Here is a 17,900-nt window from a genome sequence, read left to right as displayed (position 1 = left end):
TATTGGGTAGTCAGATCGACTTTTATAGCAATGAGCGCTGGTATATTTACAAATTGCAGTAGGGGCCAAATAGCTAAAAGTCTTATATTATCAGCAATTCATTCCCCCAGATGAGCTGTTGCCTGTTGCCTGTTGCCTGCGCACAGCGCTATATTTCAACCTACTTGAAAATTTAGTATCAGGTTAGGATGATTAACCTTATTATTGTTATTCATCCAATTATATTGTTGATTAATCCGTAAGTTTTCAATAATTGTTTGACTTGCTTCCCTAATTTGCGCGGTATATCGTAGGAAATGCAACAATTTGTTGTTTGCCAACACCAAAAAATATAGATTATCCTAGACATGGTAACATTGAATATTTAAAAGAAATCCCATATAAACGGAAAAATCAAACTACAGGACAACGACAAGCATCCATGAGAAATATTGTTTGTCAAGTTGTGAAATTAGCAGAAATTTTTGTATGTGTTGTGGCCATTGAGTCTCTAGATTTTACCAAGAAAAAATCCATTGCTCGGAGCGAGGAAGGTAAAGTTTATAATGAGATGCTGATCCTTTTGTCTACGGGAATGTTTAGGGAAGCTATATTGTCACGTTGTAGAAGATTTGGAGTTGAATTAATTAAAGTTAATCCAGCTTTTACCAGTGTAATTGGAATGATTAATTATATGGCTAAGTATGGCCTGAAAAGTGGCACTGCTACAGCTTTAGTAATTGGTCGTAGAGCGTTAAAATTATCAGATAAAGATACCAAAGTGTTTGTTGAGACCGGAGGATGTCAACAAACATGATTGGAGTCATTGGCGACGAGTTGCTAGTTTTATCAAACTACATCGTATCCGGAGGACTCAACTTTTTCAGTGGAGGAAAGCCCTTGAGGGAATCCGCTCCCCATAGTTTGTGGGCGGAACATCAACTTTCACCGCAAGTACACATTGAAACGGGTGAGCCACGAAATCATTTGCACTCACCGATGGCAAATGTCTAGCTCTGTCTAGTTTTCAAGAAGGTGAATAAGTCTCAGTAGAACGGAATTTAATCTGATGGTAGATAAACGTCGTGGTTTTTTGATGGCAGTGGTGGTGTTGGTAATAATTGCTTTTTTAGGATTTTCTCTATCTCCTTTATTAGGGGGACTATTAGAGGCCAATCAAAATAATGGTCAATCCACTCCATCTTCAACTCAAACTCCTGCAGCAGATCGAGAAGCAGATCTGCTGGCACAAGCACGGGGTTATGAGTTAGTTTTACAAAGGGAACCAGATAATCAAACTGCACTACAAGGACTTTTACAAGTTAGGTTAGAGTTAGTTCAATCAGGAAAGGGCAATATTGAGGAGGTTATACCTCCATTAGAAAAATTGTCTGAACTAAATCCTGGTAATACTGATTATAATGTTCTGCTAGCTCAAGCTAAGACATACACAGGCGATCGCGAAGGTGCTGCTCAAATTTATCGTTCCCTTCTGACAGCTAAACCTGGAAATTTAAAGGCTTTGCAGGGTTTGGTTAATTTGTTGTTACAACAAGAGCGTCCGGAAGCTGCTATTGGTTTATTACAAGATACACTAAAAGCAGCTCCCCAAGCAAATCAAGTGGAAGCTGGCAGTATTGATGTGGTTTCAGTGCAGTTAATTTTGGGACAGGTTTATGCAGAACAGAAACGCTACGATGAAGCGATCGCTGTTTATGATGAAGCAATTAAGGGAAATTCTAAAGATTTTCGACCTGTTTTAGCTAAGGCAATTATGCTTAGAGAGCAAGGTAATAATGAAGCTGCTCAAGAGCTTTTCGATCTGGCAATAGATTTAGCTCCTGCGGGATTTAAGGATCAAATTAAGCAGGAAGTTTCGGCTAATTCTGGTTCTGAAGCACAAGCATCTCCAGAGTCAAATTCTACTGAAACTAATACCAATTCTCCATGAAGTTGCGCTTAATAAAAGATAACAGATATTAGTAAAATTCAGGTTTTGGTAAGAATTATTAAGCGCATTGTTATAGAGAAATGGTATAAGGTAGAAGAGTCAGAAATTGACATCCTCCCGACGTTGCGTATGGCACGACAACGCGGGACTCCTAAACCTCGCGGCCCAGGACTTTCTGCTTCTTAGCACCTGCCTCCGAGGCCAAAGCTCTTTCTGGTCTTACGGTCGCTCCACAGACTGACACTGCTAGCCCAGCAGCCTAAGTCTATATAGAATAGCATACCCTTGGAAGAACCGCAACATTGATTGGTTTTCCCATCTCTCCGCTCCCCTAATAGCTGCCGCACTTGCTCCGCCAACGGTAGAGCGCGGGTATTCAACCAACGTTGAGATAATTAGATGAGCATTAGCTCCAAAGTAGTTAAATTCAAATATTAAACAATTTTGGACTTAAAAGATGTTTTTAATAAATTGAACTCTGATAATTTATCGGGGTCTTTTTTTTGCAAGTAAATAGCTGGTACTAATTAACCCTACTCCCAATAATGTACCTGGATCTATTAGTGGTTGAGAGTTTTCTTGATCGGGATTAAGACTATATTTCCAATTTCCTACCTTTGCCATCATCAAGTCTGTTTGACTGTAGGTGTAAAGAAAGTTTAATTTTAAAGTACTTTTTTGTAGCAGTAAAGCTATAAGTTTTGTAACTGCTATTGCCTCATTATTAGCTTTCGAGTTAATAACATCATCAATTACAGTCGTAGGCTCTATTTTAATATCTGTTTGATTTGCTTGAGCGGTTAAAAAAAATTCTGAGACATTATTAGCTGCCTGTGCTGAATTTATATTGATCGTGCTACAGCTAAGAATAGTACTAATAGTTATAGAGGTTATTTTTATAAAGGGGTTTCTCATCTCAGTATATTCCACAATACTTAATGAATATTTTTCAGCATAGAGACTTGTTCTGATTAAAACTTTTATGAATTATTTAACTCACAGATCCTTAACTGGACCAAGCTTAGAAGAACTTTTTTTCTCAACAGTATTATTACTGAGGCTCTATATTCATAATATAACCTTTGTTTTAGCCTGCGTACTGATAAAATAACGGAGAAATCATGATTTATATCACTGACAAAATAACTTTTTTATGCGTATTTATCCCTAATTGAGGATTTCATTTTTTTAAGCTCTAAGTAGATATACACAAGTTTGGAGCTATTGAATTGGGTGCATCTCAGTTTTGAAGAAAGCCAAAAATTTATCGCTTTTAGGGAATAGGGAATAGGGAATAGGGAATAGAGAATAAAGAATAAAGAATAGGAAAAAAGTATTTTTGTAAATATTGAGATGCTCCCCAAAAATCAGGATGCTCTGTAGTCTGAGTTTACCTGTAAATTCACCAAGTGTTTTGAGTATTATCTCTTCTTGAGTATAATTACTTATCGCTTGATTGAGATGCACCTATTAAATTTAGTAGTGGGACTTACACAACTTAATGAGTGAAATTAGGCTATAATGTTTTGTTGATAAGTATTTTACGTCAAGACACAAAATCACTATCAAAGGAACTTCTATTAACTTTAACCAATGCATAATTATTGCTGCTGCTAGTAAAATTCCTGTGATAGATTGAGTTGCAATGGTTTATTCCCAGAAGTAGTAAATATCCAACTTTTCCCATCAATAGGTTTCTCTAGAATAAATCACACTATGCGCAAAATTTAGGACACAATGTAAACTTTTGCTAATCTTTCTATGTACAGTGTTTTTATTTGAGATGTAAATATAGATTGAGTGTTTTTCTAAGAAAAAAAGCGCTGTCTCGATCGCTTTATATCCTTTTAAATTGATTCAACGAAATAATACTAACAAGCAAAAACTTTAGTTGTTCAGGACTTACCCATGAAGTACGAAAAACTAGGATTTGAGATTGCTATCCGTTCTGGACTGCTGCGCAAACCCTATGAGTCGCTTCGGAAGAAAATACGTTGTAATGCGTAATATCATGTCCGGTTGAACAGTTATAAATAAACGAGGAAGGAGTCAGGAGTCAACCCACCCCTAACCCCTCCCAACCCACCCCTAACCCCTCCCTGGAGGGGAAGTTAGGAGTCAGGAGGGTAGAAAGAAGAAGAAAGAGAAAGTTTTTTTATCACTAATTATCCGGAAATGATATAAGTCCTATTGTTATTAATAAAATAGTCTGTGCTCTGTGTAAAAAAATCACATTTTTTACTTTTTTAATGACAAATAAATAAAGTGATGAACGAACAAAATATTTCTATAAAACTTTTAAACGCTAGCTTAGGAGCATTAGCTTTCCAAGGTATTTTTCTGAGTAAAGATAAAGAACTAATTTTCAAAGAAAGATTACCTCTTATTACAGTAGAAGAAAGAGTAGATTTAATTAATCCTTCAACTCCAGAGATTGATAGAACAGAAGAATTCCGTTCAAAAAATTCCGAAAGTTTGTTTAAGCAAGGTATAGAAAAGTTTGGTTCTAGTATTGAACTATCAGCACAAGGCGGGATTTTTTTGGCAACTGAAAGAGTTAGTGGGGGTATGGATTTTTCCAGAAATACAAATCAGGAGTTAATTGTAACTAATAATGAAACTGACGAAGAAAAATATTATTCAAAAGTACAATATGTAGTAGTTCCAACTAAGACTTGCATTCTAAATAAAAATATTATTCGCCTCAGTCAAGATGCTTTATTAGAGCTAAAGAGAATAGATGAAATTTTAGCTAATCCAAACTATGAAGATTTAGCAAGTAATACTTGTCAAGAGTTTTTTAACACTTATGGTTCTCATGCTTTATTAGGAACAATTACTTTTGGTGGTATTTACTGGATTTCTGCCTATTGCAGCGAATTTACATCTTATGAAGAGAAAAATTTGCAAGAAATTGCTAGTAAAATGATTGCTACTAAACTCGGTATTAATGTTGCTACATTAATTGGCGCGGGAGAAGGGAAAGCAGATATTGGTAATAACACTAACAACTATTCTCAGACAGTAAATAAAAAAGATAATCTAGCAGTAAAAATCAAATTTGAAGTTAATAAATTTGGAGGCGAACAAACTGCTGATAATTTAGCTGATTGGAAAGGTTCATTAATTAAAAATCCAGATAAATGGGCTGTTATTGATAGAAAGTGTACGCAATTATTAGGAGTATGGGAGATTATTTGTCGTCACCATATCAATGATTTTAATAATCCTCAAAAACTGACAGAATTTCTTCATCAAGAATGGATGAAAAAAAGTGGACTTAAGCATGGCTTTACTTATTTTGTTGACAAAATAGCTGAACTAAATCAAAAAACTGATCGCTTATTAAATGGTGATATTTTTTCATACTACCAAGATAATCTAGAAGGCATACAAAAATTAATTGAATACAAACAAGAAGTTAAAACAAAGACTCAAGATAATCATTACTGGGTAGAGCAAATACTTAGTAACCAAAAAACTAAAGATTTCTTAAATTTTGTTTTTTATAATCAACAAAACCAATATGAAAACGAGGTTGTAAAAAACAAGTTACGCAGTTTGCTGTTATCAGATGATGATTATTTATATTTAGATTCACAAAGTTATTCCCAATTAAAGGAATTGTTTAATTGGATATCTCAAAGAGATGAAAAAGCAAATATTCCTGAGTTTGAGCGAATTAACAACCTTAACGATATGATTAATTATATCAGACAAATTATCACAAGTATTTTAACTAAAAATAAACAGCAAGAGACTTATTTAAAGCCAGCATATTTGCTTTTATCTAGGGCTATTAATGAATTAAGAAGCAATCTAAGACAGCAAGATAGACTTAGTGAGCTTTATCTTTTAGCTAGTTTGCTACCTTTAGGAAATATTCTTGAATACGAACATTATTGGTTCGGCAAAAAAATATTACATATAGATAATTATGAAGAATTAATCAAAATTTTAGAAGCTGAAGAAAAAGATGATTTAGGAGTAAATGCTACTAATAAAAATCTTGAAAAAAGAGAAGCTAATTTGGTTTTAAAAATCTTAAATGCTGATACTATCTGGTCAGAAAGAGAAAACTACATTAATTTTATCAATTCAATTTTAGTCCCTAATTTACAATGTGCATCAATCACAAGTATTCTCACAAGATATAATGTGGGATTATCTTATGAACAACATGAAGCTAGAAAAGAACTAGAAAATATTATCAATCCTATTCCAAAAGTTGAAACGGGTACTGGAATAAATGATATTCTCAAGGCAGTTTCAAAGAATAAACCTATATCTACTTGGTCTCCAACCGATTCTAGTAAAGTATCGCTTTCATCTGATTTAGAAAAAGTTTTGGAAAGTTTGGATTTAACAAAATATTATCCAGGTAAATTAGATCGAGAAGAAGTTTATACTATTACTGAATATTCTTTAGAACAAAGTAGTCCGAAAAATACGGAAGAACTAGCAAAGCATTTTATAACTAATTTAATATCCTTTAATTATGAAGGACGAAAACTAAAAATTGTTACGGAAAATAATTCAAAGAATGAAGGAGAGTTAAGGCGTAAAAAAAGCAGATTTGGTGGTGGCGATCGTCCGTCAAAAAAAGCTCCTGAAGTACATCCTTTAGATATAGTAGCAGCAACATTTCTCTGTTGTAATCCGATAATTCGGCAAGACTTAGTTCAGAGAATGTATGACTGTAAATTAGCCATTCCCCTTATGATTCAAGAAGAGGAGGATAAACCACCACAGTTTTATCTTTGGGCGATGCGTTCTTTGATAATGAAATGGAAAACGAGTCAAGGGAAAAAGAGCATTAGCAAAGAGTTAAATATTGCTAGTTATCCTGTTGAAACTGTTAGTTTTATTAGATTTAATAGCTCTGAAATTTCCAAATCATCTCTGTTAAATTGGGTAATTAGTGAAAATGAAACAGATAATTCTCATTCAATATTCTTTCACAGAAATTCAGAAGGTTCTACTAGAAATCGCCGATTAAGTGAAGGGATGGTGGAAATTGCTTGGTATTTACCCCAAGGCACAGAAAAAGATAATTTTCAGGATATAAAATCATTTACTAATCTTCGGGGAGATGCCAGAAAATATCCCTATCAACTAAAGCTAATTGAAGAAATTGTCAGTAAAATTGTTATTTTAGTTTCTGCTGAAGAATTACAGGAAAAAGAAGCGGAAATTATTAAGGGTTTTCTCGAAGCAGGAAAAGGTGTGATTATTCTGCTAACTGACCAAGATTTAACCGCTGAAAATGAAGAGAATGTTCATAAATTCCTAGATTCAAATGGATTTCGTCAATATCTTGAAAAGCAACTCATAATCCTTGACATTGAAGATAAAAATAATCCAGATATTAGAAATGAAATTAGAGAAACTATAAACACAATTCAACCTAGAGAAAACTTCAAAATTAGCTTAGAAAATGTTGCTGAAAAATTATCACAAAATGGCATTAAGGTAGATGAATTAGAAGAAAATTGCCAAATAGGAATTGAACAAGCTCAAGAGTTGTTAGAGATTATCCAAAGAGAAAAGATAGATGAGAGAAAAGCAAAATTACTGCCTTTACAGGGTCAACTTTGGGCTGACTGGGCGGTAGCTGATAAAGAAATTTATCGACTGGAAAAAATTGGCGAAGAAAATCCAAGTAAATATGCAAATAAACAAGAAGCACGAAAGATAGAAAGTCGCAAAAAGCAGTTGGAAATTGTGAATAAAAATCTTTCAGAAGCTATCAAGTTATTTCTTGGTACTCTTCTTAAGCAAGATGGCTTGATTCAGGAATATTTTGTCAGGTATTTAAAACTGGGACTAGATGAACTTTCGAGACAGGAACTATCGACTTCCTACGATAAATATACAGAACTTATGAAGGAAATGGGTGAAACAGTTCCGGGGAAAAAAGCAATTATTAATGCTCAACTAAGTGAGTTAGATCAAGTAATTTTAGACGGTTCTTTTGGTTTAGAACATTTACTACGAGAAGTGGGACAAATTTACGCAGCAGTAATGACACTTTCGGAATCTGAAAGAAGGGATTTTTCGAGTTTACAACGTTTGCCAGAAATAGCAGCTAAATTACTCTTAAAAGGATATCCATTAGAAATTATGGATGGAGATGTTGGTTCTATTCCTATTCAGTGGGTTGAAGCAGTTCTCAAAGAATTAAATCAGAAGCTTATGCAAGGAGAAAAAGGAAAAAGTCCGAGATTTTATACGTTGTCGGCAATGGGTATTCAAAGTTCTGGTAAGTCAACTTTATTGAATACTATGTTTGGATTACAATTTCCCGTGAGTGCTGGACGGTGTACTAAAGGAGTATATCTCCAACCTGTTAAATTAGAGGAAAAACTCCGAGATAAGCTCAATGTTGACTATATTTTTGTCATTGATACAGAAGGTTTAAAGTCTCCAGAATTATCAGGTAATTCCACTCGTAAACATGACAATGAACTATCTACATTTGTTATTGGTTTAAGTAATCTTGCCTTAATTAAGTTACCTGGAGAAGATCCTACTTATTTACAAGAAGTCCTCCCTATTTCTGTGCAAGCTTTTTTAAGAATGAATGATGTTAATTTAAGCCCTAAAATTAAGATTGTTCATCGTAATGCTGATAAATCATCCCAAGAAAAACTGAATAATCAGAAGCGTGTTCTAAATGAAAATCTTGACAAGTATACAGAAGTTGCTTGTGTAAAAGAAGGTAAAGAAATTCAAACTTTTAGAGAAATCATTGATTTCAATATTAGTAAGGATGTAAATTATTTGCCTTCTTTACATGAAGGTGATGATTATAGAAATCCCATAATTCCTAAGTACAGTAAAGAGGTTAATGAACTCAAGAATCAAATTGTTTATGACATAAAGTTACAAAACGAGTCATCAATCCTCAGTTTTAGTAATCATTTAAAAGCTCTTTGGGAAGCCGTCAAGAAAGATAATTTTGTCTATGAATTTAAAAATACGATTGAAATTCAAGCCAGAGGAAAACTTGATGCAGAATGGAATAAAATACGCTATGAATTTGAGCAGCAAATAACTAATTTTGTCAACGAAACATATACTATCTTTGCTAATTGTACTTCTGAAGCAGATTTATCTGATAATCACGATGAAAGAAAAGAATATTTACTAAAAATAACCAATAAAATCTTCTTGGTTAAAGAAGATGAACTCAAGAAGTTCTTTAAACAATCAAAAGGACTGTTTGAAGATGCTATGCAACAATGGGAAAATAATACTCTTATTAAATTGCAAGACTTGAGAGATGAGTTAAAAAATAAAGCCAATAAGCAGCTTGATAGTTATGAAAATAGTAGAAAGGCTGAATTAACTGTTAATCAAGAAGCTAGTAAGTATGAAAATATAATCAAAAAAGATATACGAAAATTAGTTGAAGAAGAAAAAGATAGGCAAGGTGAAGAAGTACTTGATTTATCTGAACAAGAACTAAGAAAATTGTTTGAAGATAAATGGTATGATTGGATATTAAATTGGAGTTCTGACTACAAGTATCCTAACAAAAAGGTAGATGTAGAAAAAGATATGATACGAATACTAATGGAATGGTATCCCCAAAATTGGAAATTTATAGACGAAAAAAGGAAGAAGAAAAGTAAGCTTAGTGATTTCAACTTCAATAATTTTTCTATTCTAGAAAACCACTATCACTATGAAGGGAAGCGAATAAAAGCTGTTGGTAAAAAAATTGAAAGATTCAAGGATAATTTATTTGATGAAATAAATCAATATCTTCAAGAAAAAGAAAATAATTTACAACCATACCAACAAAGTTATATCACAGAAATACTCAATAAAATAACAAACAAGATAAATCAGCAATCCGAGAATCCTGTAGATAAAACTTCTTTTAAGTTGACTAAAGATTTTGAAATTGACTTAACAATTGCAGTTTGTGGCCAGGCAATTAAGCAACTGGAAAACATCGATAAAAAGTTTAGAGAAGCTCGAAATCCAATTCTTAAGATTAAAGAGCAAAAAGAATACTATTTTGACATTTTTCAAGTAAGTTTTAACCAAGAAAATTCCCAAAGTGCTATAGTCGCACAGCTAATTCGTGTTCTTTCAGAAGGAATTTTAGAAAAAGTAAAGCAAGAGTTAGTTGATGAAATATACTACCGGATGAAAAGTGTTACTTATTCACAAATTTTCAATAACAAGCGGTCTTTTATAGCAAGTATTCTAATTTCTTTAGCTGAAAAGGGAAATCTAAATGATTATATAACTTACATTCATAACCCAGAAGAAAGTATAAGAAATTTGGTGGGTGAGTATGTTAACGAATTTAACTTAAAGCATAAAGGTATAAACGGTATCATTGAAAAGCAAGTCAAGCAGTTAGTTTATACTGGAAAAGATTCTGTAGAACGAACCAGTAGATATATCGAAAACAATTCACAAAATTTTCATAATATTACAGCATGGATAGAAAAGTTTCGTGAGTTAGCAGAGAATAAACTTATCTTCAAAAATCTTGATAAGGTTGAAACTTTTGGTTCTGATATTAATGATATAGATTGGGATTATATTCAAAAAGAAGTGAATGAGGGATTAGACAGAAAACAGCAGGAATTGATTAAAGAATTAGATGAGTTTTCACAACCGACAACGGAGCGATACATCTATCTAGAAGAGGAAGTTGTAAATAAAATAATTACTTCAGTTATTGGTTGTATTAAATCTTGTCCTTTTTGTGGAGAAATCTGTATTAATGGAGAGAATCATGATAATAATTATGACCATGAAACTCCTTACCATCGTCCGCAAGGTGTGACAGGTTATACATGGGAAACCGACTTTGATAGTACTAAAAACAATAAGTTAGTTACTGAAACTTGTCCACAAGCTATAGCTGATAACGACAGCTTCCGTAATGATGCTACTAATGATGAATGGGTTAATTGTCAAGATTATCGTCAAGTTAATGACTATTATAACTCATGGAAAATTCCAGCAGATGCGTCTCTAGAATCTTCTAGTTACTGGAAATGGTTTATGGCAACTTATTCATCCGAGCTTGCCAATTATCATCAGAAAAAAGAGCCAGATATTGATATTACTTGGAAATCTTTAACTAAGGAGAAAGAAATAGAGAAGTTAAGAAAAATAATCAAAGGAGAGAGCGATCGCTAGCAAAAGTACGAATATATATAGTTCTTTTTATTATGTCTTTGATTCTCTTTTACTCAGACTTGAAATTCTTGTGGCGTACCCATCGCCGAGAAACTTTTTTAGCACTACTAGGAATGTTTATTTTTGCCATTGGAGGATTTGGAGCTAAATTTTTAAAGATATTGCTCAACCTTTGCTCGCTTTACTATTTACACAAGATTTTTTAATGAGTTTTATTGAAAAAAATCGCATTGCTTTTGAAGAATTTTTTGAACTAATTGGTGAAAATTTAATTGCCTATAGAATTTTACTTTTTCTGGGCAAAAGACTAGCGCCGCTACGCGGAAGTTAAAAGTCAAAAGTTAAAAGTAAAAAGTATTGATTTGTAATTGTTTTAAGATTTTGTAACCAGTTATTTCCGCCATCTTGCACTAGATAAAAATCGACAAATGATTAGCCAAGAAGTCGCAAATACTCAACCTTAATACAAACATCCATTGCTAAATTTAAACCTGCATCTAACGCTTTATTTGCTGACTGCCAATCTTTAACATCCAGCTGAGTCCAAATAGTTTTAGCATGAATAGCGATCGCTGAATCTACTATTTCTGATAAATATTCAGAACTGCGGAAAACATTAACAATATCCACAGGTTCAGGAATATCTGTTAAAGCAGCATAACTAGGTTGACCATCAATTTCTTTAACTACTGGATTAACAGGATAAACTTTATAACCTACCTCTCGTAAAAATCTAGCAATTTGATAGCTAGTACGAATTGGTTTATCAGAATGACCCACCACAGCAATTATTTGGGAATTTGTTAGTATCTCTCGCTTCAGACGATCGTTAGTATTCAAATTGACCATAATTTTGTTTAATAAGCAATACACTCTAAAATAGGACAATGTTATAATACAATAGAAATTAATTTTTTATCCAAAATTTATAATATTTTGATAATTAGTTATGACAAGATTTAGTAGTGAGTATTCACGTTCAATTTCCGCAAAACATCCTTTTTTTTTAACTTATATCAAATTGAAATGAAGCTGCTTCATTAATGGATAATGGATAATTGATAATTGATAATTACCTCTGGTTAAAACCGCTACGGAATTGAATATAAGGAGATATTATTTCTTCTCTTGGTCGATTGGATATGGTTAGGAAACCCATCCATCCCTCGACCGCTTTTTTCCCCTTAAAAGGGGAGGCTTTAAACCTTAATTATTTAATTATTAATAATTAATAATTAATAATTCGGTAAAATAATATTTCAAGCATAATTGACCGCAGGTAAGTGTAGATAGATATAGATCGATTTAATGAATTTAAAATTCTATGCAACCTCATATAAAACTGGTATTAGGTGTTAGATAAATTTTTATCCTCTTATAGTATCAGATCTATAAGCCCTATTTAAACTGTTGAAAATTATCATTTAATTATTACCGAAAAATGCTGATAGCTGATGGCTGACGGCTGTTTGCGCAGCATTCCGCAGGAAATGCTTACTAACTGAAATTACCAAAAATAATGAACAAACCAATTAATGTCTTCGAGTATGAATCTTTGGCAACACAACATTTATCTCAAATGGCACTAGATTATTATGCTAGTGGCGCATGGGATGAAATTACTTTGCAAGATAATCGTACTGCTTATGAGCGATATAAACTACTACCTCGAATGTTAGTAAATGTCAACCAGCGAAATTTAACTACAAAAATCCTGGGACAGCATATTAAAATGCCAATTTTAATCGCCCCTATGGCCTTTCAATGTTTAGCACATCCAGAAGGAGAATTAGCCACAGCAAGAGTAGCAGCAGATTTAGGTACAATAATGGTATTAAGTACCATGTCCACTAAAAGTTTAGAAGATGTGGCATTAGCTCCAAATGAGCCAAAAAATTTTTGGTTTCAACTTTATGTACATCGCGATCGTGCTATAACTCGTGCTTTAGTAGAAAGAGCTGAAGCTGCAGGTTATCAAGCATTGTGTTTGACAGTTGATGCGCCAATTTTGGGTAGAAGAGAACGCGATCGCCGAAATAAGTTTACTTTACCATCTGATATGGAATTAGCTAATTTAACGTCGATGGCAAATTTAGAAATTCCTCAGAGTGAAGATGAGTCTGGGTTATTTGCTTATTTTGCCAATCAATTAGATCCAGCTCTTACCTGGGGAGATATAGATTGGTTGCAGTCATTGTCATCATTACCTGTAGTAGTTAAAGGAATTTTGCGGGGAGATGATGCCATTCGAGCTGTAGAACATGGGGCAAAAGGAATTATTGTTTCTAATCATGGAGGTAGGCAGTTAGATGGAGCGATCGCCACTCTTGATGCTCTCCCAGAAGTAGTTGCAGCAGTGGGACATCAAGTTGATGTACTGATGGATGGAGGTATACGCAGGGGTACAGATATTCTCAAAGCATTAGCATTAGGGGCAAAAGCTGTTTTAATTGGGCGTCCGGTTTTGTGGGGACTAGCAGTGAATGGAGAAGAAGGGGTGCGTCATTTGTTGGAGTTATTATGCGATGAATTAGATGTGGCAATGGCATTGAGTGGCTGTGCTAAAATTGAAAATATAGATTCTAGTTTAGTTCGTTATTTTTAGAAGAAGGAAGAAGGAAGAAGGAAGAAGGAAGAAGGAAGAAGGAAGAAGGAAAAAATGGATGGGGACTGGAACCCTAACCAATTGTAAACACTGTAATTGACGGCGGGGTATTAAACCCAAAAGAAAAAGATAAAAATTTCAGGTTTATTCTTCTAATTGGGTGAAGTTTTCTATTGGTAAGAATTCTGTAATTGAAAAAAAATCAGGACTTACGCAAATTCACCTTGAAAACGCCATATGTAGGAGCGAATGGCATTTGCTAACGCAAAGCTCCGCTTTATATGTTGCGGAGCAAAACGCCCTCACTCGATTTAGTGTCCGTGCGTAAGTCCTGAAATTTTTATTTCAGGTTTATTGTTCTAATTGAGTGAAGTTTTCTATTGGTAAGAATTCTGTAATTGAGTCAGATATAAAGTTCAAATAAGGTTGTTGATTTAGATGGAGAGAAACAAAATGAACAAATCTAAAACTATTAATAATCCCAAAGTATATGAAACTAGAAATACAGGTATGGCTTACCTTTTATGGTGTTCTAGTTTATTAGGTATTTGCGGATTACATAGATTTTATTCCGGGAAATATGTAACTGGTAGTTTATGGTTAGCTACTTTCGGTTTATTCGGAATTGGTCAATTTTTTGATGTCTTCTTTATTCCTGGAATGGTAGAACAGAAAAATCTCAAAAATTTCAAGAAACAATTAGATTCTGGGGATATAAATAATTACTTTCCCCAAGAACAAATAGTGAGAATGTTAGAAACTAATTCCCCAAAATCAGATACACAAATTATTCTTCAACTAGCCAAGGAAAATCCAGGTGGAATTTCAATCGCAGATTGTATTATTGCTACAAATAAAACAGTATCAGAAATGAAAGAACTGTTAAAAAGTTTATATAAGGAGGGTTTATTGGAAATGGAAAATCACCCCGAAACAGGGGCTATTATTTATAAAGTATTTTAAAAATTTAGATTGTTTAAGTTGAGTTTCTTTCCTAAAGAGCCATGATAAGCATTCAGCCGTCAGCCATCAGCTATTTGTTATTAACTCATTATCATAACTAGAGGGGAATTATCCACCAAGGAGAATTAAAATTCATTAATTAAATTGGCTATAACCCAACCTCAGTTCTTGCTTGAATATGTTCAACAGCTGAATGCTTACAAGCCATGTCATCTGCCAAGAAATAAATTTCTTGGCTCAAAGCAGAAGTCATCTAAAGATGACTAAAGATAGCTAATTTATTATGACTAATTAATGAGACTTGATATAAGATATCTTTACTTGATACAAATAATTGCTAAAAACATTGTGTAAGAAAATGTAAGCATTCAGCCGTCAGCCAGCCTCCGGAGGAGGCTAGCTGACAGCTAATAGCTGTTTGCGCAGCATTCCGTAGGAAATGCTTACCAGAAGATAGATTTTTTCATCTCCTTCGACTGCTATATACTTTATGTGATAAATTTTCTAATACCAATTCCCAAAAATAATGCTATACTTCCAATGAACTTCAGTTATTAAGTAATAATAATGATTTAATAATGTTTGTAAGGATTATCGGCATTAATACGAAATATATTATGCCTTTAAACCCTACTCCCTACTCCCTACTCCCTACTCCCTACTCCCAAAGAAATGTAGTAAAACTTTTGATAAATGGTATAATTACCTGTTTCCAGGATATTTTTATGGTATAGCACTACAAGAATTGGTTAAGACATTTTTCAATGCTAAACCCTTTTACAGTTTGCTATTCCCTGTTCCCTGTTCCCTGTTCCCTGTTCCCTGTTCCCTGTTCCCTACTATAATAAATCCACAATGACTCAAACAGAAATAAACACAATTACCGTTGCGAAAAAAGCATTTGATAAATTTACCCACGGTTTAGCAACTGGAGAATGGGAAGCATTTTTGGATATGCTTACTGATGACTTTACCTTTTGGTTTCCCGTAGGAAAATTTCATGGTTTAAACGAAGGAAAAGACCGCGCTAGAGAATTTTTTCAGTATGTTTCTGAAGCTTATAGTGAAGGACTTTTAATTACTTCTTTAGACAATATTACTAGCAACAAAACAACAGTAGTATTTGAATTTCGGGATGAAGGCCCAATGTGGGGAAAGGCTTATAAAAATCGAGTAGCAGTTTCTTTTGATGTGAGAGGAGATAAAATTTGTTCCTACCGAGAATATTTAGGTAGTGATGGTAAGTCGAATTAATTTTTTGAAGAAGGAAGAAGGAAGAAAGAAGAAGGAAGAAGGAAGGTTTTAGTTATCTAGGAGAGAAGGAAGAAGGAAGGTTTTAGTTATCTAGGAGAGAAGGAAGAAGGAAGGTTTTAGTTATCTAGGAGAGAAGGAAGAAGGAAGGTTTTAGTTATCTAGGAGAGAAGGAAAAATCTTGCGTTGTCGAAGTTTTAAGCTTTTGATATGTCCGCGTCTTTTCCTTCGACTGCTATATCATGTCAGGATAATGAGTGATATTAAAAGGGTAATTATTAATTATTAATTGCTAAATATTCCCTATCTAAATTTCTGAAAAATCTTTTTTCTTTTCTACTAATAATGCTTTGGCTTTTTCCTTAATTTTGGCATGATATATTACTCCTTCATAAGCATAACGATTATAACCACTATTAATAATTAACTCTTCTAAATAACGTACTCTTTCAGCCGTCTCTGGATGAGTAGATAACCAAGCAATAATACCTCTATCTTCTTTATCTTCATTCAGAGTCTTCATCAGATTTCTTACCCCATCTGCTGCATAATCTGCTGATACTAAAATTCGTGTTCCTAATACATCTGCTTGACGTTCCATTTCTCGACTATAGTTCAGTACAATTAAATTACTAACTACACCACCCGCATAAGGAATATATTGAGTAACGCTACTAATTAAATTACCTTCAGACATTAACTGAAATCCATGAGATAATACAGTATGAGCTAATTCATGAGCAAGTAAACCTGCTAATTCTGCTTCAGAATTTGTTTTAACTATTGCCCCTAAATTAATAAATATTTGCCCCCCTGGTAAAGCAAAAGCATTCAGGTTTTCATCATTGATTATATAAAACTGATATTCAAAGTCGTTTCTACCAGTCATTTTGGCAAGTTTTTGCCCAATAGTATTAACATATTCAAAAATTGCTTCATCTTCAACCATAGGTAAACTTTTAGTGGCAGATTTTGCTAAACTTTTGCCAATTTTTGATTCTCCTCGGAGCATTAATGCTGTTGTTTGAACTGCATTCAGAGCGGCAAATGGATTGCCAGTAAGAGCTACTCCTAAAGCGCCAGTAACAACATTAGCAATTGTATTTCCTCTTAATTTTGATTTGAGCTGGGATTGAAATTTTTTCCTATGGGTTTCTGCTAATTGATTAAATTCATCTACTTGGGAATGTTCGGGATTCATTAAAGCAAATTGTTGGGCAGATAAAGTTGCTTCTAACCATTTTTTTTCATTTGCTAGAGCAGTAATTTGAGCTTTCATTAATTCTGGTTCGTTGGGATATAAACTCGCTGCTTGATGTAATATTTCTAAGGATAATTCTGTTTGTTCGTCAGCTTTTAAGACTTCTGCAAGTTTAATATGAGCTGGAATAAATTCAGGATATTCTTTGACTAATAATTCTAAAGCTATAAATATTTGAGTCTCTATATTTTTGGCTAATCCTGCTTGTGCTTGTCGCCAATAAACTTGAGCTGTTATTGGTAATTCTGTGGGTTCATAAATTGGTTTAGGGCGATTAATTTTAGCTTCAATATTTTCAGAAAATGGTTCTTTTACTTCTCGGTAAAGTTTTTCGGCTGCTATTTTTTCTCCTGCTAAATAAAGTCTATCTGCTTCTGCTAATTTTTGCTCTGGTGTTTCTGGCTGAAAATTAGTAGGAAATATTTTGACTGACGGAGGTTTTTGAGGTTGATTTTCTAGAGTATTTGTTTCTGCTAAAGCTAAGTTTTGTAGGGAAAATAAGCTGATTATAATTGTGAAATAATTTAGTAAGAGTTTCATAATAGGGAATAGGGAGTAGGGAGTAGGGAGTAGGGGAGTAGGGGAGTAGGGGAGTAGGGTAATAGATATTTCCTACAAATTATTTTAATACTGCTTATTATTTGTAACATTCTTTTTTAAAATTGGTATTACATCAGCAATAGACATCTCCAGAAAAGAGGTAACAGGGAACAGGGGGA

The 17,900-nt window shown here is 33.5% G+C and carries 10 protein-coding genes; 7 read left to right on the top strand and 3 right to left on the bottom strand.

Annotated elements, in window-relative coordinates:
- Positions 1 to 313 precede the first annotated feature (313 nt).
- Entirely contained in the window at positions 314 to 796 is a 483-nt protein-coding gene (locus F6K54_RS22450; RefSeq protein WP_293082154.1) for an IS200/IS605 family accessory protein TnpB-related protein, read from the top strand.
- 252 nt (positions 797 to 1,048) lie between these two features.
- The gene (locus F6K54_RS22445) at positions 1,049 to 1,930 is read left to right on the top strand and encodes a tetratricopeptide repeat protein (protein ID WP_293082152.1); all 882 of its coding nucleotides are present in this window, start codon (positions 1,049 to 1,051) and stop codon (positions 1,928 to 1,930) included.
- Between the two features lie 486 nt (positions 1,931 to 2,416).
- Here the strand turns inward: F6K54_RS22445 and F6K54_RS22440 are convergent, their stop codons facing one another.
- On the bottom strand, positions 2,417 to 2,845 hold the full coding sequence (locus F6K54_RS22440) for a hypothetical protein (protein ID WP_293082149.1): 429 nt from the start codon (positions 2,843 to 2,845) through the stop codon (positions 2,417 to 2,419).
- Positions 2,846 to 4,195: 1,350 nt separating this feature from the next.
- On the opposite strand from F6K54_RS22440, the gene F6K54_RS22435 reads away from it, so the two are divergent.
- Both F6K54_RS22435 and F6K54_RS22430 read left to right on the top strand, forming a co-directional pair.
- Positions 4,196 to 11,101: a hypothetical protein gene (locus F6K54_RS22435; RefSeq protein ID WP_293082147.1), complete on the top strand. Its 6,906-nt coding sequence runs from the start codon at positions 4,196 to 4,198 to the stop codon at positions 11,099 to 11,101.
- Between the two features lie 205 nt (positions 11,102 to 11,306).
- Positions 11,307 to 11,432: a hypothetical protein gene (locus F6K54_RS22430; RefSeq protein ID WP_293082144.1), complete on the top strand. Its 126-nt coding sequence runs from the start codon at positions 11,307 to 11,309 to the stop codon at positions 11,430 to 11,432.
- A 101-nt stretch (positions 11,433 to 11,533) separates the two neighbouring features.
- Here F6K54_RS22430 and F6K54_RS22425 read toward each other — a convergent pair whose 3' ends face one another.
- Positions 11,534 to 11,950, bottom strand: coding sequence for a CoA-binding protein (locus F6K54_RS22425; RefSeq protein WP_293082141.1), 417 nt, complete (start codon positions 11,948 to 11,950; stop codon positions 11,534 to 11,536).
- Positions 11,951 to 12,620: 670 nt separating this feature from the next.
- On the opposite strand from F6K54_RS22425, the gene F6K54_RS22420 reads away from it, so the two are divergent.
- From F6K54_RS22420 to F6K54_RS22410, 3 genes are all read left to right on the top strand, one after another.
- On the top strand, positions 12,621 to 13,706 hold the full coding sequence (locus F6K54_RS22420) for an alpha-hydroxy acid oxidase (protein ID WP_293082138.1): 1,086 nt from the start codon (positions 12,621 to 12,623) through the stop codon (positions 13,704 to 13,706).
- A 453-nt stretch (positions 13,707 to 14,159) separates the two neighbouring features.
- Positions 14,160 to 14,669, top strand: coding sequence for an NINE protein (locus tag F6K54_RS22415; protein ID WP_293082135.1), 510 nt, complete (start codon positions 14,160 to 14,162; stop codon positions 14,667 to 14,669).
- A gap of 855 nt (positions 14,670 to 15,524) precedes the next feature.
- The gene (locus F6K54_RS22410) at positions 15,525 to 15,923 is read left to right on the top strand and encodes a nuclear transport factor 2 family protein (RefSeq protein WP_287525047.1); all 399 of its coding nucleotides are present in this window, start codon (positions 15,525 to 15,527) and stop codon (positions 15,921 to 15,923) included.
- A 304-nt stretch (positions 15,924 to 16,227) separates the two neighbouring features.
- On the opposite strand, the gene F6K54_RS22405 is transcribed toward F6K54_RS22410, so the two are convergent.
- Positions 16,228 to 17,721, bottom strand: a complete 1,494-nt coding sequence (locus tag F6K54_RS22405) for a M48 family metallopeptidase (RefSeq protein WP_293082132.1) — start codon at positions 17,719 to 17,721, stop codon at positions 16,228 to 16,230.
- Positions 17,722 to 17,900: the final 179 nt, after the last annotated feature.

Origin of the sequence: Okeania sp. SIO3B5 (assembly GCF_010692555.1) — a bacterium.
Lineage (GTDB): Bacteria > Cyanobacteriota > Cyanobacteriia > Cyanobacteriales > Microcoleaceae > Okeania.
The sequence above is the reverse complement of the archived record's forward strand: the minus strand, read 5'-3'. Positions and strand labels throughout refer to the sequence as shown.